The organism is Terriglobales bacterium (assembly GCA_035764005.1).
Classification (GTDB): domain Bacteria; phylum Acidobacteriota; class Terriglobia; order Terriglobales; family Acidobacteriaceae; genus Gp1-AA112.
Window position 1 is genome coordinate 26263 of the sequence record DASTZZ010000063.1, and the last position, 15132, is coordinate 41394.

A 15132-nucleotide genomic window follows, 5' to 3' on the forward strand; every position below is an offset into this window, starting at 1 on the left:
GCTTCTATCTCGTGAACTAGCAACTCTGGTGCCAACCGGTGGCCTCGGGCAGGGAATGTAAGTCCTAGGGGCTTAGAGACTTCCATTCATTATATTCCGGCAACCGTAAGTAGCCGTATGTTTTGTGGAACCAGTCTATGAAAAAGCGTAGGCTACCGTAACCAACACGCGAGTACCTGCTTGCCCGAGACGTTTAAGGGGAATTTCGTACCTGTGAGATTGGGCACTCGTTTATGGAGTCTATCTGGGACTTTGATCTCCTCTGTGCTTTAGCTGCGGTTCAGGCGGATTTTGCTGGTTGTTCTGATCGTTCTCGAGGTTCTGATCTGTCGGGGTGACCACAACCGGACGACCCGTCTCACGCTCGATAAGGGCCGGACTCTTACCGGAACGGCGCAGTAAGTCCTGCTCGGCGGCAATGCTGGCTTCTGCCTTGTTGTCGTTCTTATTGGCGACTTCGACCAATTTCTTACCTTCATCTTCCGGACGGCTCGCCAGTGTTACATGCTTCTCGTGATTGTCTGCTGCCTTCGCTTTTGCGTAGTAGTAGTCGGCAGACTCGCGGTCCCCGTTTAGTTCGGCAACGTATCCCATGTTGTTCAGTGCGAAGGCGTCGTTGGGATCGAGTTTGAAAGCCTGCTCGAAGTATTCGCGGGCTTTCTTCCGATCATTGGAATTCAGGGCAGAGACGCCACGCTGATTCAGGCGAGCGACCTTTGCCTCGGTCGAGTCTTCCTTCTTCAGCGCCGACTGAACTTTCCTGGCATTGGAAGCCGCGACTTTGCTGATAGCACGCCCTCGCCACGACTTGTTTACTGTGACAACTACTGGCTCGTCCGAGTTCGAATCTGCCGCGGCGCGGTAGTAGTTAACGGCCGATTCCAGCTCTCCCTCTTTTTCTTTCACGTATCCCATATTGTTCAGCGTGAAAGGATCGCGGGGATTCAGGCGGAGCGCCTTCTGCAAGGCCTCGTCCGCTTCAGCGACTCGATCTTTATTGAGAAGGCTGATGGCTTCGACGCTCAGCACGTTGAGTTGTACGTCTCCGGTCTGCGCATGACCGGCAACGGCCGCGACGGTTTTGCCCTTGAGATCGTCGTTGCTAGATTGATCGACTGTAGCCTGTGAATTCTGCTCCTGCGAAAGCTGATAAAAACGCTGTGCGCGATCGACATCTCCTTCGAGCTCGGACATGTAGCCAAGATTGTTGAGTGTGAAGGGATCGTTGGGGTCGATTAAATATGCCTTGTAGAAGAGCTTCTTCGCACGCTCATAATCGTGCTTCTCCACCGCCTTTACGCCGTCGCGATTCAGCGCCTGAACGGGGGTAGGCTTCGTGTGTTTGGGAATACTGATACGGAAAGATTTCTCTTCCGCAAACAGCAGAGACGTGAGGAGTAGCGATGAGAGCAGCAGTCGCAATAGAGCAGTTTTCACCAGGGTCATAACCTCCGCGTCCAGCAGATAAGCGCAGCTCTGCCGGAGCAGTCAGTTATGTGAGTAGCAGCACTGGAGTTTGGGTTGCACGCTGATACCTCATCGGTGGACGCCCCGACCATCGGTCGGAGGCGCGGGGCTTTCCAAGCCTCGCGTAGAGCAAAGGCCAACGTTGTTGCTCTAACGCTACCGATGCTGAAGGGAATCTTTTGGATCCTCTAGATCCTCGAAGGCACCGAAGAGCCACTTCGGAGCTATACGAGAACCTAGATCACCTTTTCATGCGCAGCCGCAAACTTTGCAGCTGCCCCACCGGCTACCGCCGGCGGTTCTGTTGCATCCAAGTTCATGAAGGAACAGAGCTGCTGCCCGGGCTCTGCCTCATTTTCTCGGAGAGGCGATGCTGCGTTTCTCATTCTTTAACTTTCTTCTAGTCTCAACGATTGCTTTTGCTCAACAACCGTCCGGAACTTCGGCATCCCCGGCTCCAGGCACGCACATGGATCAATCGACGGTGCAGACCGTCGGCACGACTCCGAATGGAGCGGGCGCCGTGCGCGGCGCTCCACGTCCTTCGCCCGACGCAGGAACCGCTCTGCCCACGGTCAGCTCCGGAGATTCTCTGGTTTCGAGCTCTCCGATGCCCGTCACCAAAACGCTGGGCGGAGGCGGATTGGTTGATCCCAGCGACGTGTCCGATATCCTCGCGCCCAAACCGCTCGAGCCTAGCAAACTTTCGCTAATCGGCGGCACGGTGAAGAGCATCGACCAGATTCGTGATCGAATGAGTGTTCGCGTCTATGACGCAAACACTATGAACGTGAAGTTCGATCAGCGAACCCACTTCTATCGCGATGGCAAAGAGACCACGCAAATGGCCGTAAAGAAAGGCGATCGCGTTTACCTCGATACGCAACTTTTCGAAGGCAAGGTCTTCGCGAAGAACGTCCACGTGCAGTCCAGCAGCAGCCCGGCCGATGCCAGCGGACAAATCATGAGCTTCGATCGGAGGAAAGGCGACATGATCGTGCAGGACACGCTTGCGGGAACGAGCGTGAGATTCCGTATCACACCGGAAACACGAATCAAGAGCGGGGATATGCCGGGTACCCAGAGCTCACTCCGCCCGGGCGCGCTCATTGCTGTGAAGTTCTCGCCGCGTTCGCATGGCGCAATCGCCGATGAGGTTTCTGTCATCGCCGAGCCGGGAACCTCATTCACCTACTTCGGGCGCGTGACGCATCTCGATATTCGCACCGGAGAGCTCGACATCGAGAATCGCGCGGACGGCAAGATCTATGTGATCCATTTCGATCCATCGATGCGCATACCTCAGAATCTGCTGGTCGGAAGCACAGTCACGGTGGTTGCGAGATTTGAGGGCGAGACGTACACGGCGCAGAACATTCAGGTCAACGCCGGCCCGGATCAGGCGCTGGCTAGTCCGAACTCAGGGCAACCCCAGAATGGGAACTCCAGCATGAAGAAGCCGAGTCCGGATGACGATCAGCAATGATCCTGCACTCGCGCATTTAGGCGTAGGTGTTGGATCGACAATCCAAAGAGCGTTGTAATTTCCGGCTGGAATTCCTCTCGACGCGTTCCCTGGAAAGCCCCTGACTTCTTCTGGGGAGTAATTCGATAGCTATCTTCTTGGCTCATACCGCAGTGCCACTGCGCCTGAGCCGAATTCCCGTTGGCTCACGAGCTTTAAATCGAAACGCTTTGATAGGCCTCCGAACAACGTCGGACCGTGGCCCACTAGCCTGGGCTGCACCACGAACTCGTATTCGTCGATCAATCCCATCTCCGCCAAGGCGAATGGGAGCTTCACGCCTCCCACCAATAGTCCCTTCCCTGACTCCTGCTTGAGTTGCTGAACGGCTTGCCCTAGATCGCCGCGTAGGAGCTCCGCGTTCCAATCGACGCGGTCCTTAGTCAAGGTGCTTGACACGACATACTTTTTTGCTGCGTTGATCCTGCGGGCGAAGGGTTCCATCCAATCAGGCCTCGCTCCCGGCGACGCCGGCGGACGAAATGCTGCTTCCATCATTTCGTAAGTCACCCGGCCAAAGAGGAGGGCATCGGCCTGGTTGAGGTTCTCGACGGCGTGCCGATGCAAGTCTTCGTCCGGAGAAATTTCACGATGGTCGCAGCAGCCGTCCAGTGTGACGTTGATGGAGTAACGAAGAGGTCGCATTAGGGGAGAGTAGCAAAGAAGAAACGGGCTGTCGGCTTTTCGGCTTCTAGCTACCGGGTTCCCGCTGAGTCCTTCTAGCGCTCGGGTCGTCTGCCCTTCATAAACGGTAGTAGACGCTCTACATCCATGGGAGTAGGATATCTACGTCTTTCAGCACCGTTGGAGACAACCAGACCCGTCCTCGGCCAGCTTGAACTCCGATGAAGACGCGATATCAAAGTCGCATTGAGATACTGCAAGGGACTCTGGATCTTCTCATTCTGCAGACCCTGCAGTGGGGTCCCCAGCACGGATACGGAATCAGCCAGGCGATTCGATTCAGGTCCGGCGAGTTGTTCGATGTGGAAACCGGATCGCTGTATCCAGCCCTTCACAGACTTGAGCGCAGCGGGTGGATCTCTTCCGAGTGGAAGACGTCAGAGAACAAGCAGCGCGTGAAGCAATATCGTCTGACCGCGGCCGGCAAAAGGCAGCTCGCACACGAACGATCTCGGTGGGAGAGACTGGCGTCCGCCATCGCCGGCATTCTCAGCCCGCAGGAGTGAACCATGCGTTTCCCGAATTGGCACCGACAGGATGACGACCTCACGGAGGAACTGCGCAGCCATTTCGAGATGGCGGTGCAGGAGCGCATGGAACGCGGGCAATCGAGAGCGGAGGCGGAGGCGGCGGTGAGACGCGAGTTCGGGAACGAACTACTCGTGCGTGAGACAACACGCGAGCAATGGGGTTGCGTGTGGCTGGAACAGCTCGCGCAAGACCTGCGCTATGCATTTCGGATGCTGCGCCGGTCACCGGGCTTTACCGCGGTTGCAGTGCTTACGCTCGCCATCGGGATCGGGGCAAACACTGCGATTTTTAGCGTCGTTGATGGTGTGCTTTTGCAGCCGCTTCCCTATCCCGGAGCTAATCGCGTAGCGAAAGTATTCATGCATTTTTCGCCGCAGAACGCGCCGCACGGCCACATGTGCCAGGCGGATTTTTCCGACTGGAGCGCGCAGAACCACGCGTTTGAGCAGGTCGCGGCTTACGCCAACGGTCTGTATGACATCACCGGCATCGGCCCGCCCGAGCAGGCGCGCGGCGTGAGCGTCACCGCTGGATTTTTTCCCATCATGCGCGTGCCGCCATTGATCGGTCGAACGATCGTGAATGGCGAAGATTCGGCTTCGGCGCCCGAAGTCGTTGTCCTGGGTGAACGCTTATGGCGTACCCGGTTCGGCGCGAGCGCTGATGCTGTCGGCAAGGTGATCGAGATCAACGGTCAGAAGGCCACGGTCATCGGAGTAATGCCGGAGAGCTTTCGCTTCCCGCGCGAAGATGCCGAGATCTGGACGAATCTGCATCTGACGCCGCCGAAGGGCCGCTTCCCATTCTTTTTGACCGGCCTGGCGCGGCTTCGGCCTGGAGTTACCTGGAAGCAGGCGCAAGCCGAGGCGAACAAAATTGGTCGCACGATTGAGCTTGCCGGGAACGGGGAATACCGAAATCTGACGATGCCCGTCGTTCCCATCCGCGAGGAGCTGGTGGGAGATGTGCGCCTGCCGCTGCTGGTGATGTTTGCAGCCGTGGTTGCGGTGCTGCTGATCGCGAGTGTGAATGTCGCCAACCTGCTGCTGGCTCGCTCGACGGCGCGCGCGCGTGAAATGGCGGTGCGCGTGAGCATGGGAGCGAGTCGCAGCCGGCTGGTTCGGCAATTGCTCACGGAAAACCTTGCGCTTTCACTTGCGGGCTGCGTCGTCGGAACTGGGTTGGCGTGGTATGCGGTGCGATTGCTGCGCGTGTTGAATCCGGGGAACCTGCCGCGCATCGACGCTGTCCGATTGAATGCGCCGGTGCTGGCGTTCGCCATCCTGATGGCAATTCTGACCGCGATCCTCTTTGGAGTTGGACCGGCCCTTGAGAGCGCGCGGACTGAACCGGTGCGCGCGTTGAAAGACGATGTCCGCGCTGGCAGCGGCAAAGGTCGAACGAGGGCGGCATTGGTCGTCGCTGAGATTGCCTTGTCGTTCGTGCTGCTGATCGTCGGGGGTCTGTTACTGCGCAGCTTCGAGCGCCTGCAGCGAGTCGATACGGGTATCGAGACTCCGCCTGATGAGGTGCTCACGATGCTCGTCTCGCCGAGTGCCACTCGCTACAAAGATGCGAAGGCACAACTTGCGATCCTCGATCGCCTGATGGAACGAGTACGAAAAGTTCCAGGTGTCGAGACGGCGGCATGGGCTGATTCGCGTCCTCCGAATTACTGGTCGAATGACGACACGTTCAACATCAAAGGCAAGCCCTACAATCACGAGGCGTTTCCGTCGTCGCCGATTCCGAACGTCTCTCCGCAGTATTTCAGCGCGCTCGGAATTCCGCTGATCCGCGGCAGGTATTTCGAGAATTCGGACGCGAACGACCGCCCGAACGTTGCGGTGATCAGTCAGGAACTCGCGCGACGCTACTTCCCCGGCGAGGATCCGATCGGGCAGGAGATTGCGCCCAGCGAGCCGAATCCGAAGCAGCCGTGGTACCGGATCGTGGGAGTTGTCGGCGACGTGAAGTACGCCGGCATGGCAAGCGAGCCGGCGCCGGTGTGGTACGCGGCAGTAGCGCAGGGACCAGGATTGCCGATGTTCCTGATCGTGCGCTCTTCGCGCGAGGCGTCTGCATTGGGCGAGGAGATCGAACGCGCAATTCATTCCGTGGATCCTGATGTTGTGGTGACCTACCGTGAAACGCTCGCCACAGTGATGGGCAACGCAGTGGCGCAACCGCGCTTTCGCACGGCATTGCTTTCGTTGTTTGCTGTGATTGCGCTGGTACTGGCAAGTATCGGGACTTACGGCGTGATTGCTTACTCAGTGACGCAACGCACGCGCGAGATCGGCGTCCGCATAGCGCTTGGCGCTCGACCGGCGCAGGTGCTCGGCATGATTCTGCGTCAGGGAGCAGGCCTCAGCGTGCTGGGCATTCTGATCGGAGTGGCCGGCGCGCTGGCTGCGACGCGCGCGCTGTCATCGTTGCTTTTTGCCACCAGTCCCACAGACGCGCTGACGTTCGCCGCGGTCATTGCCGTTCTGATTGTTGTTTCACTTTGGGCAAGTTACGTTCCCGCGAGAAGGGCAATGCGGGTAAATCCGGTGGAGGCGCTGCGTGGGGAGTGACCAGGCGTGGTAGTTTCTTTTGGGCGATTACTGTTCGTCCTCGGCGCGTCCTTCGTAGCCTCCGTGTTCAGCGCAGTTTAGCAGCTCACGTTCCCTTAGTTTGCAGCTTCTCACCTTCGGTGGGCTTTCTGCTCGCCTTCATTTTCAATGGCATCAACGTTAGGTGAATTTTTTTAAAAGCTGAAATACGCGACTAATCCTCTGCCGGTCAGAAACTTGTGCCCATTCAGGTATCCGGCCGCGCTGCCTTTTGTTCACGACTCGTGCATAACACCAGCGATACAGCGGCATCCCATTCGCAAAGCAAACTGTTACATCGTGTGAGTGGATGCGTCGCTTCGAGCGCGATAAGACAAGTGTGCTTATAAACAAAATCAAATACAGAGGTGTAGTAAAGCAATGAAGAGACGCAGTTTAATGGCCGTGCTCACAACATTGTTGCTGAGTACAGGAATGATCTTCGCGCAAGCGGGCGGCAATGGAAATCCTCACGGACAAACATCTCTCCCAGTACCTGTGACCGGAACGTTCACTGCTCCCACTTCGGGAGCGCTCAGCTCGCTCAGTGCCCTGGGCAGTGGAACTATGGCGGGTACGTTTAACATCAACCAGTTTGCCGTGCAGAACAATGCCCAGGGCCAACCGCAGTTGGTGGCCATCGGCAATTTGATAGCAACGCTCACCAATAGCTCCGGACAGTCTCAGACCACGGTGCTGAACAATGTTGTCGCGGCGGTCGATCCAACCGGCACTTGTCCAATTCTCTCGCTCACGCTAGCGCCGCTCCATCTCGATCTGCTTGGGCTCGTCGTGGACATTCCCAATCCCGTCAATTTGAACATCGTTGCGCAATCCGGACCCGGCAACCTGCTCGGCAATCTGCTCTGCGATGTGACCGGTCTGCTCAACGGCGGAGGTGCGTTGCAAACCATCGCCAACGACTTGAACCAGATCCTGGCCGGACTGGGATTATAGAGAGCGCAAACCAATCAAAGACCAACGTAGCTGAACAACTGGGAGATGGAACGTTCCTTTTTGGGAATCGATGAGGAGCGTTCCATTCCATTGAATCGATGAGGAGCGTTCCATCCCATTATTGAAGGTCGCCGGGATAATCGGGGCTACCGCTTGGCTGCCATGGCTCCGTCCCATACAGGATGCTCTGCGAGCAGGGCGGCGGCGCCGTGGGCGCTGAGGGGTTTGGAAAAGTAGTAGCCCTGCCCATATTTGCAGCGGAGCTTTCTCAGGCTCTCGAGCTGCTCGGCGGTCTCCACTCCTTCGGCGATGACGTCGAGGCGCAGATTGTTCGCCATTGGCAGGATGGTGCGGGCGATCTCCATGCCCTCATTTCCTTCCCAGTCCATGCCGCTGATGAAGGAACGATCGATCTTCAGCGTGTCCAGCGGGAAGCGATGGAGATAGCTGAGCGAGGAGTATCCGGTGCCGAAATCGTCGATGGCCAGGCTGATTCCGAGAGATTTAATTTCTTCCAGCATTTTCACTGCGGCTGCAGGATCTCCCATGACCGTGCTCTCAGTAATCTCAAGCTTTAATGTCTGCGCGGGAATGCGGAACTCCTCGAGCAGCAAGCGAATCTCTTCCACAAGATTGCGCTGGACAAACTGTTTTGCCGAGAGATTCACGCTGATGGTCAGTTGCGAATAACTTTCAAACTGCTTTCTCCATTCGGCCATTTGCCGGCAGGCTTCGCGCAGATTCCACCAACCGAGATCGCGGATGAGGCCCGTTTCCTCGGCGACGGAGATGAACTCATAGGGTCCAACCAAGCCGCGCGTGGGATGCTGCCAACGTAGTAAGGCCTCGAAGCCGACGATCTCGCCTGAAGCGAGCGAGACGATGGGTTGATAGTAGTTCTCGAACTCTTGTCGGTCGATCGCGCGGCGCAGATCGGTTTCGAGCTGCAGACGCGCCATCACGCTGGCACGCATGTCGGCATCGAAGACTTCGTATCTCGCTTTGCCCAGCGACTTCGCGCGATACATTGCAGTGTCGGCGTCGCGGAGGATTTCTTCCGGCTCCTCGTAGGACGAATTGCTCAACGCGATGCCGATACTGACCGAAGTGAAGACCTCTTTTCCTCCAATGGTGAAAGGAGATGTGAGCGCCTTCATGAGCCGGTCGGCGGCCTTCTTCGCGTCGTTGGGATCTTTGAGATCCTCGAGCAGGACCGTAAATTCGTCGCCGCCAAGTCGGGCCATGGTGAAGCCTTGTCCGAAGCGCGCGACGGTGTCGCTTGAGCGCAGAGACTTTTCCAGGCGAGTGGAGACGCCGACCAGCAACTGATCGCCTGCGAGGTGGCCAAGGCTGTCGTTGATCATCTTGAATCCATCGAGATCAAAAAACAGCACGGCGAAGATCGAGTCTTTGCGGCGTTTGATGTGCTTGATCGCTCGTCCGAGGCGATCGATAAACAGGAGACGATTAGGAAGACCAGTTAGCGGATCGGAAACTTTCGCTTCGGTGATGTCGGTCAGTGATCCCGCCATGCGCAGCGCCTTGCCGGCCACGTCGTGCACGGCCAGGCCGCGGCTCAGCACCCAGCGGAAGGTTCCGTCGCGATGGAGCATGCGATGCTCGCTTTCAAAATGCGGGGTAGAACGCTTTTGGTGCGCGGCGATTTCCTCAGCGACGCGGTCGCGATCGGCGTCGTGAATGCGTCCGAGCCATTCTTCGGGGCTCTCGCCGATTTCATGCTCCTGATATCCGAGCATCGACTTCCAACGCGCGGAGTAGTAGACGTTATTGGCAACCAGGTTCCAGTCCCAGAGGCCGTCATTGGCGCCCTGGGCGGCGAGCGCATAGCGCTGCTCGCTCTCTCTCAAAGCTTCTTGCGCGCGCTTGTGCGATAGCTGTGTTCCAATACGGGCCAAAGCGACGGGAAAATCGATGGGTTTAGTTACGTAGTCATTGGCCCCAAGATCGAGTGCCCGCACAACGTCCTCGCTTTGGTCTTTTGCGGTGACCATGATGATGGGGAGCTCGATGGACGAATACGCGGCGCGGAGAGTCTTGAGGGCGTCGAGTCCGCTGATCTCCGGCATCTCGATATCGAGCAAGACGAGATCGACAGCGTCTTTTTTCACCCGCTCGATGAGGTTTCGCGCATGCTCGGCTACGTCGATGACATAGCCTTTACGCGCGAGCCGGCGAGCCAGCATGTCGCGGTTCATTTCGTTGTCGTCGACGATGAGTAATCTGCTCTGCTCGGTTTTCATGACACACTCTTCTCTACGAGCAAGTGCTCGATCTTTTCGCTCAGACGTCCGAATTCCACCGGCTTGGTGTCGTAATCATCGCAGCCGATTTCAAATGCCTTCTGCCGGTCTGTGGAGAGCGCATGCGCGGTGAGTGCGATTACCGGTATCCCTTTAGTCTCCGGGTTGCTCTTCAGGAACTTTGTTACCTGCCAGCCATCCATTTTGGGAAGGCTGATATCCATGAGGATCAAGTCGGGACTTTCCGAGCTCGCCAACTCAAGCCCCTGCTCGCCATCGTGGGCCATCACTACTGCATAGCCTTTTCTCTGCAGGCGGCGCGATAACATATCGCGGTTCATTTCGTTGTCTTCAACCAGCAGGATTTTTGGCATAACTACCCTCTCACGCCTTGGTGGGCGCGAATTCTTCGCGCTTTTCCATTGTGCGGTTACTTGAATTTCTGTTGGGAGACTTGGAAGAACGACCCGCGCGATATTTTTCGATGAGTACCGCGAGTCGCTCACGATCAAGCGGTTTTACTAAGTAGTTCGAAGCGCCCATGCTAAGCGCTAAAGATTCGTTGTCGATGATGGTCAACATAATGACAGGAATGCTGGAGAGCTCCGGATCTGTCTTAAGCTCGTGAAGCACTGACCATCCATCACGGTCGGGAAGGAGGACGTCGAGCGTGATGGCAAACGGCCGCATCCGCCTGGCCAGTTCGATTCCCTCTTCACCGCTGCCGGTCACCATTACGTTCAGCCCAAGCTTGCTTAAAGAGCGAGACATCAAGTCGCGACATGTCGCGTCGTCGTCGATCACGAGAATCGTGTCTTGATTGCTCGCGCCAGTCCGCTGTGGTTTTGCCGGCTCCAGGGTCGTTTCCGACAATGGGCTTTCTTGTCCCTCCGTCTTGACCTCAACTGGCAGCAGGACCGTGAAGGTTGAGCCTTTGCCGGGCTCACTCTCCACATCAATGTGCCCGTTCATCATCTGCGCGAAACGGTGGCTGATCGCAAGGCCAAGACCCGTTCCGCCGTACTTGCGGGAGATCGACGTGTCGGCTTGAGCGAACTCCTGGAAAAGTTGTTTCCGCTGCTTCGGCGTAATACCAATTCCGGTGTCGCGAACCTCGAAACGAATCCAGTTCTGACCTTCGGCCGTGACAGGTTCAACATTCACTGATATTGTTCCCGATTCGGTAAACTTACACGCATTACTTACCAGATTGACCAGGATCTGGCGAACCTTGGTTACATCCGCTCGCATCGAGTCCACGCCATCCGCGATGCGGACGTTAATCTTGTTGGAATTCTTAGCGGCCGCCGGCTCGAGCGTCGTAACGATCTGGCGAATCATCGGCGGTACATCGAAGATTTCCAGGTGCAATGTCATCTTTCCCGCTTCGATCTTCGACAGATCAAGGACGTCGTTGATCAATGAAAGCAAGTGCTTGCCGGCTGTCTGAATCTTCTGCAGATCCTGAATTGCTTCGGTGTTGCCCGATTCGCGCGTTTCCTCTTCCAGCATTTCGCTGTAGCCGATGATCGCGTTTAACGGCGTACGCAGCTCATGGCTCATATTTGCCAGGAAAGCGCTCTTCGCTCGACTCGCCTCTTCAGCCGCGTGCTTAGCTTTGAGAAGCTCTTCTTGTGCCTGCTGTCGTTGAGCAACTTCCCTTTCGAGCTCTTCGGTTCTGGCATGCAACTGATCATTGGCATTCAGCAAGGCCGTGTCGCGCTGCTGAATTTCGGCGAGCATATTGTTGAAACCGTCCATTAACCTGCCGATTTCGTCGCCATATGGGTTCTCCGCACGTATTTCATAGTTCTTGTTCGCGGAAACGATCCTTATCGTGTCTTCGAGTTGCAGGATTGGCAGAGAAATCATTCGCTGCAGCTTCGAGGAGAGGAGCAACGCAAACAAACCCGATGCGAAAACGAAGATGAAGAAGATCAGAGCATAACGTTTGGCACGCCTTGACCACTCGCGCATATCAGATCGCAACAAGAGTGTGCCGACGTGCTCTCCGTTTAGGCTCACATCGTGAAGCACGTCAAAGTACCCGCCCTCGAAGTGGTAGCCTGCAAGAGACAGAATCGGCGGGACAACGGCCGGTGCAGCTTTGCCGCTGGGAATGTACTGCGCAAAGATCTTCCCGTCGGGCGTATACAACACTGCAGCAACGATGTCCTCCTTGGCCTTCAACGCGGCCAGGGTCGCAGTGGCTACAGGTTCATCCTTGAAGGCCATCGCGGCGGCGCTGTTATAACCAATAATTTGCGCCTGCGTTTCTAAATCCTGAGTAAGCAGATGGCGGAAGGAGATTAGATCGTAAGTAAGGAAACTCGCTGAAGAAAGCAGAAGAGCGACGCTGCTGGTCAGCATCGTGATCAACATCAACTTCCGCTTGATGGAGAGGTTCTGGAGTTTCATTCCGTCTTCCTTCCATCACCCGGTTGCTGAATAACTTTCGCCAATACGAGTAGTCTGGAGCTGATATTGAGATCGGCTTCCTTTGCCGCATCTACGTTTACTTCGAAGCGGACTTTGTTCTGCTCCAGAGTCAGATTGATGATCCCGCCGCGATCGGCAAAACCGGGAATTTCGCTGATCGTAAGTATGGGAGTCCCTCTCGTTAACCGGATCGTGTCGGCTACGTGAGAGCCGAGCGACGAGCCGATAAAGAGAATGTGGCACTCCTTAACGTCAGCTGTGGGTTTCAATCTCTTGATCAGGAATGGATGCCCGTTGACCTTCTTCCCTTCGAGGACTTTGTCAATGATCGGACCAAAGGGATCATTGCCGACGATCCCTATCACGATAGGAGAATCGGGCTGAGCGAACGCAGTCGCAGGCCATTCAACGAGCTTGGCGAAGTTATAAATGTAGCCGGCTTTGATCAGATACTCCGATGATGCTTCGCTGTCCTGTGCCCAGGCACATGAGACCTGGCCCAGCATCATCACCACCATAAAAATGATCAATCGCCGCACTGTCATGATCGCTCTATTCCGCATTGGCGAAACTCTATCGCCGAAAATGAATAACAGACTGCTTACTGCGTTAGTCGACTCTCCACGTAATTTGCCCGTATACGGTGCGCTTCACTTCTGTGGGAGCCGTGTTAATGAAGTCCGGCAGGAACTCCAGATGGCGATTGTTGAGCAGATTCTGGCTACCAATAGAGAGCTCCACGCCAGATCCCGCCTTCCAGCTCAGGTGCATATCGAGCGAGTTGTAGCTGGGAATACTCAAACCCGGCAGACTACCGACGTGACGCACGATGAAATCGTGCTCAAAATGCCTACCAAGGTCCAATGAAGACCGCAAGTACACTTGATTATGCGGGCTCGATCCTGCCGGGTTATCGGGAAGAGGATCAAGGCTGTTCGAATTCTTTCTAAGGCTCATCTGCAGATAGCTGTAAGAGCCAAGAAGCCGCCATTTAGGCACTACTCGCCAATCGCCGAAGATTTCTCCGCCGTAAGTGCCGCCGCCCATGTTGTTGGCTGCGTAGAACGGAACCAGAACATCGGTCGGAATTGGATTGCCTTCAATCGTAGGCTGACCCGGCTCTGCGGTTCTCAAATGGGAATATTGATTGTAGAAAGTGGCAACATCCGCTGAGAAGTTGCTCGAAACCTGCATGCGATATCCCAGCTCGTATGCCAGCAGGTCTTCTGATTTGAAATCATGATTTCCCAATATGGCGACGACCGCAGGCAAGGGAGCCGGATTGCCGGGACCGCCCGGCGGAATCACCTGAGAGTTCAATTGCAGACCCTCTTCTGTGATTGCGGGTGTGCGAACCGCTCGTGATACCGCAGTCCATACCGATTGCGTCTTGGTCAGGTTCCACAACAGGCGCGCATTCGGTTCGACTTCAAACCCGGTGAATTGGTTATGTTCCAGTTTGCTGCCTAGCGTCAAACGCAGACGCCGGTCGGCAAAGCTGATTTCATCTTGAGCAAAAGCACTGAATTGGTTGAGTGTAAGTTGGTTCGGTTCTATTGCAACTGTAAAGCTCGAATCGTTGTTGTCGTTGATCGCGCGGTAACCAAGTCCCCACACCACTTCGTGGTTCGAACCAGGGTGGAACGAATGCTGGAAATCGATATCGAAGATATTCTGCCGATCAGAGAACAGAGAATCGTCGATGAGCTTGGTATGGTCGTAATACATCTGTAATGACATCGTCGAGGTCGCGAACGAGTGGTTCCAGCGTCCCAGAATGTTTCCGCCGCTGAAGCTGCCTTGATTCGGGAAAGTGTCGCTAAACGGAGCTGTCAGGGCCGGGATAGTCAGAGTTTCGCCAAATTTGCTGCGATGGACATCCCCTTGCAGGGTCAACGAGTCGGGTCCGGACGGCGACCAGTCAGTTCGGAAGCCGCCGCGCCAGGCGTCCCAATTGTCGTTAGCAGTAATATCTGTACCCGGATAATTTGAAGGGCCAATATTGAAGTACTTGCCGTAAGCTCGATAGTAAGTATCTTTGTTGAGCTTTCCACCGTAACGAACGTTTGTTGCTCCCCGTTCTTCTGTTCCGCCGCCCGCAGTCACTACGGCCGACTGCGTCGACTGTGCCGACTTCGTAATGATGTTTATCACGCCATCAACCGCGTTCGCGCCCCACAGTGTCGCTCCGGGGCCGCGGATGACTTCGATGCGATCAACATCCTCGAGCATCACGTCTTGAACGTTCCAATACACCCCCGAGAAGAGAGGCGTATAGACACTGCGGCCATCAATGAGCACCAACAGCTTGTTGTCGAAGCGTCCGTTGAATCCGCGCGAGGCGATTGCCCACTTGTTTTCGTCGATGCGGGCCACCTGAATTCCAGGCACCATTCGCAATGCTTCGGGTATGCTGGTCGCGCCGGAGCGACGGATGTCGTCTTGTGTGATTACGAACACAGCGGCTGCCGCGTCGGCTAGTTTCTGGCTCCTCTTGGAGACTGAGGTGACCTGCATATTCATGAGATCTTCCATGCTCATGGCGGTGACGTCAGGAAGATCGCTCTGCTGCGGCGCCGCAAACGTGCTGGTCGTAAACAGCAGCACAAGTGCAAGCACCTGTCTCATGAATCGAACGGTTTGGGGGTTGGCGGATGACATAGTTACTGTC

11 protein-coding genes are annotated in these 15132 nt (G+C 56.0%); 4 read left to right on the top strand and 7 right to left on the bottom strand.

Annotation, left to right across the window (positions count from 1 at the left end):
• Positions 1-240 precede the first annotated feature (240 nt).
• Entirely contained in the window at positions 241-1446 is a 1206-nt protein-coding gene (locus tag VFU50_09520; protein ID HEU5233087.1) for a tetratricopeptide repeat protein, read from the bottom strand.
• Positions 1447-1837: 391 nt separating this feature from the next.
• Between VFU50_09520 and VFU50_09525 the strand changes: the two genes are divergently transcribed.
• Positions 1838-2953, top strand: coding sequence for a hypothetical protein (locus tag VFU50_09525; protein ID HEU5233088.1), 1116 nt, complete (start codon positions 1838-1840; stop codon positions 2951-2953).
• Between the two features lie 129 nt (positions 2954-3082).
• Here VFU50_09525 and VFU50_09530 read toward each other — a convergent pair whose 3' ends face one another.
• The gene (locus VFU50_09530; protein HEU5233089.1) at positions 3083-3637 is read right to left on the bottom strand and encodes a dihydrofolate reductase family protein; all 555 of its coding nucleotides are present in this window, start codon (positions 3635-3637) and stop codon (positions 3083-3085) included.
• Between the two features lie 200 nt (positions 3638-3837).
• Between VFU50_09530 and VFU50_09535 the strand changes: the two genes are divergently transcribed.
• The 3 genes from VFU50_09535 to VFU50_09545 all read left to right on the top strand — a co-directional run bounded on the left by VFU50_09535 (position 3838) and on the right by VFU50_09545 (position 7761).
• A complete protein-coding gene (locus VFU50_09535; protein HEU5233090.1) occupies positions 3838-4182 on the top strand; it encodes a PadR family transcriptional regulator in 345 nt (114 codons plus the stop codon).
• Positions 4183-4185: 3 nt separating this feature from the next.
• Entirely contained in the window at positions 4186-6786 is a 2601-nt protein-coding gene (locus VFU50_09540; GenBank protein ID HEU5233091.1) for an ABC transporter permease, read from the top strand.
• A 399-nt stretch (positions 6787-7185) separates the two neighbouring features.
• Positions 7186-7761 (top strand): hypothetical protein, encoded by a 576-nt coding sequence (locus VFU50_09545; protein ID HEU5233092.1) that lies wholly within the window; start codon positions 7186-7188, stop codon positions 7759-7761.
• Positions 7762-7907: 146 nt separating this feature from the next.
• On the opposite strand, the gene VFU50_09550 is transcribed toward VFU50_09545, so the two are convergent.
• The 5 genes from VFU50_09550 to VFU50_09570 form a co-directional block, all read right to left on the bottom strand.
• Complete coding sequence (locus tag VFU50_09550) at positions 7908-10022, bottom strand: EAL domain-containing protein (protein ID HEU5233093.1); 2115 nt, start codon at positions 10020-10022, stop codon at positions 7908-7910.
• Positions 10019-10396: a response regulator gene (locus tag VFU50_09555; protein ID HEU5233094.1), complete on the bottom strand. Its 378-nt coding sequence runs from the start codon at positions 10394-10396 to the stop codon at positions 10019-10021. The genes VFU50_09550 and VFU50_09555 overlap by 4 nt, the downstream gene beginning before the upstream one ends.
• 10 nt (positions 10397-10406) lie before the next feature.
• A complete protein-coding gene (locus tag VFU50_09560) occupies positions 10407-12440 on the bottom strand; it encodes an ATP-binding protein (protein HEU5233095.1) in 2034 nt (677 codons plus the stop codon).
• Positions 12437-13006 carry a YfiR family protein gene (locus VFU50_09565; GenBank protein HEU5233096.1) on the bottom strand — a complete coding sequence of 190 codons (570 nt, stop codon included), beginning with the start codon at positions 13004-13006 and terminating at the stop codon, positions 12437-12439. Before VFU50_09565 ends, VFU50_09560 begins: the two co-directional genes overlap by 4 nt.
• 64 nt (positions 13007-13070) lie before the next feature.
• A complete protein-coding gene (locus tag VFU50_09570; GenBank protein ID HEU5233097.1) occupies positions 13071-15122 on the bottom strand; it encodes a TonB-dependent receptor in 2052 nt (683 codons plus the stop codon).
• Between the last annotated feature and the right edge of the window lie 10 nt (positions 15123-15132).

Bases quoted from the DNA above. Each gene is read 5' to 3' on its own strand.
- VFU50_09520 (HEU5233087.1), bottom strand. From the start codon at position 1,446: ATGACCCTGGTGAAAACTGCTCTATTGCGACTGCTGCTCTCATCGCTA.
- VFU50_09540 (HEU5233091.1), top strand. From the start codon at position 4,186: ATGCGTTTCCCGAATTGGCACCGACAGGATGACGACCTCACGGAGGAA.
- VFU50_09565 (HEU5233096.1), bottom strand. From the start codon at position 13,006: ATGACAGTGCGGCGATTGATCATTTTTATGGTGGTGATGATGCTGGGC.
- VFU50_09530 (HEU5233089.1), bottom strand. From the start codon at position 3,637: ATGCGACCTCTTCGTTACTCCATCAACGTCACACTGGACGGCTGCTGC.
- VFU50_09555 (HEU5233094.1), bottom strand. From the start codon at position 10,396: ATGCCAAAAATCCTGCTGGTTGAAGACAACGAAATGAACCGCGATATG.
- VFU50_09525 (HEU5233088.1), top strand. From the start codon at position 1,838: ATGCTGCGTTTCTCATTCTTTAACTTTCTTCTAGTCTCAACGATTGCT.
- VFU50_09560 (HEU5233095.1), bottom strand. From the start codon at position 12,440: ATGAAACTCCAGAACCTCTCCATCAAGCGGAAGTTGATGTTGATCACG.
- VFU50_09550 (HEU5233093.1), bottom strand. From the start codon at position 10,022: ATGAAAACCGAGCAGAGCAGATTACTCATCGTCGACGACAACGAAATG.
- VFU50_09535 (HEU5233090.1), top strand. From the start codon at position 3,838: ATGAAGACGCGATATCAAAGTCGCATTGAGATACTGCAAGGGACTCTG.
- VFU50_09570 (HEU5233097.1), bottom strand. From the start codon at position 15,122: ATGTCATCCGCCAACCCCCAAACCGTTCGATTCATGAGACAGGTGCTT.
- VFU50_09545 (HEU5233092.1), top strand. From the start codon at position 7,186: ATGAAGAGACGCAGTTTAATGGCCGTGCTCACAACATTGTTGCTGAGT.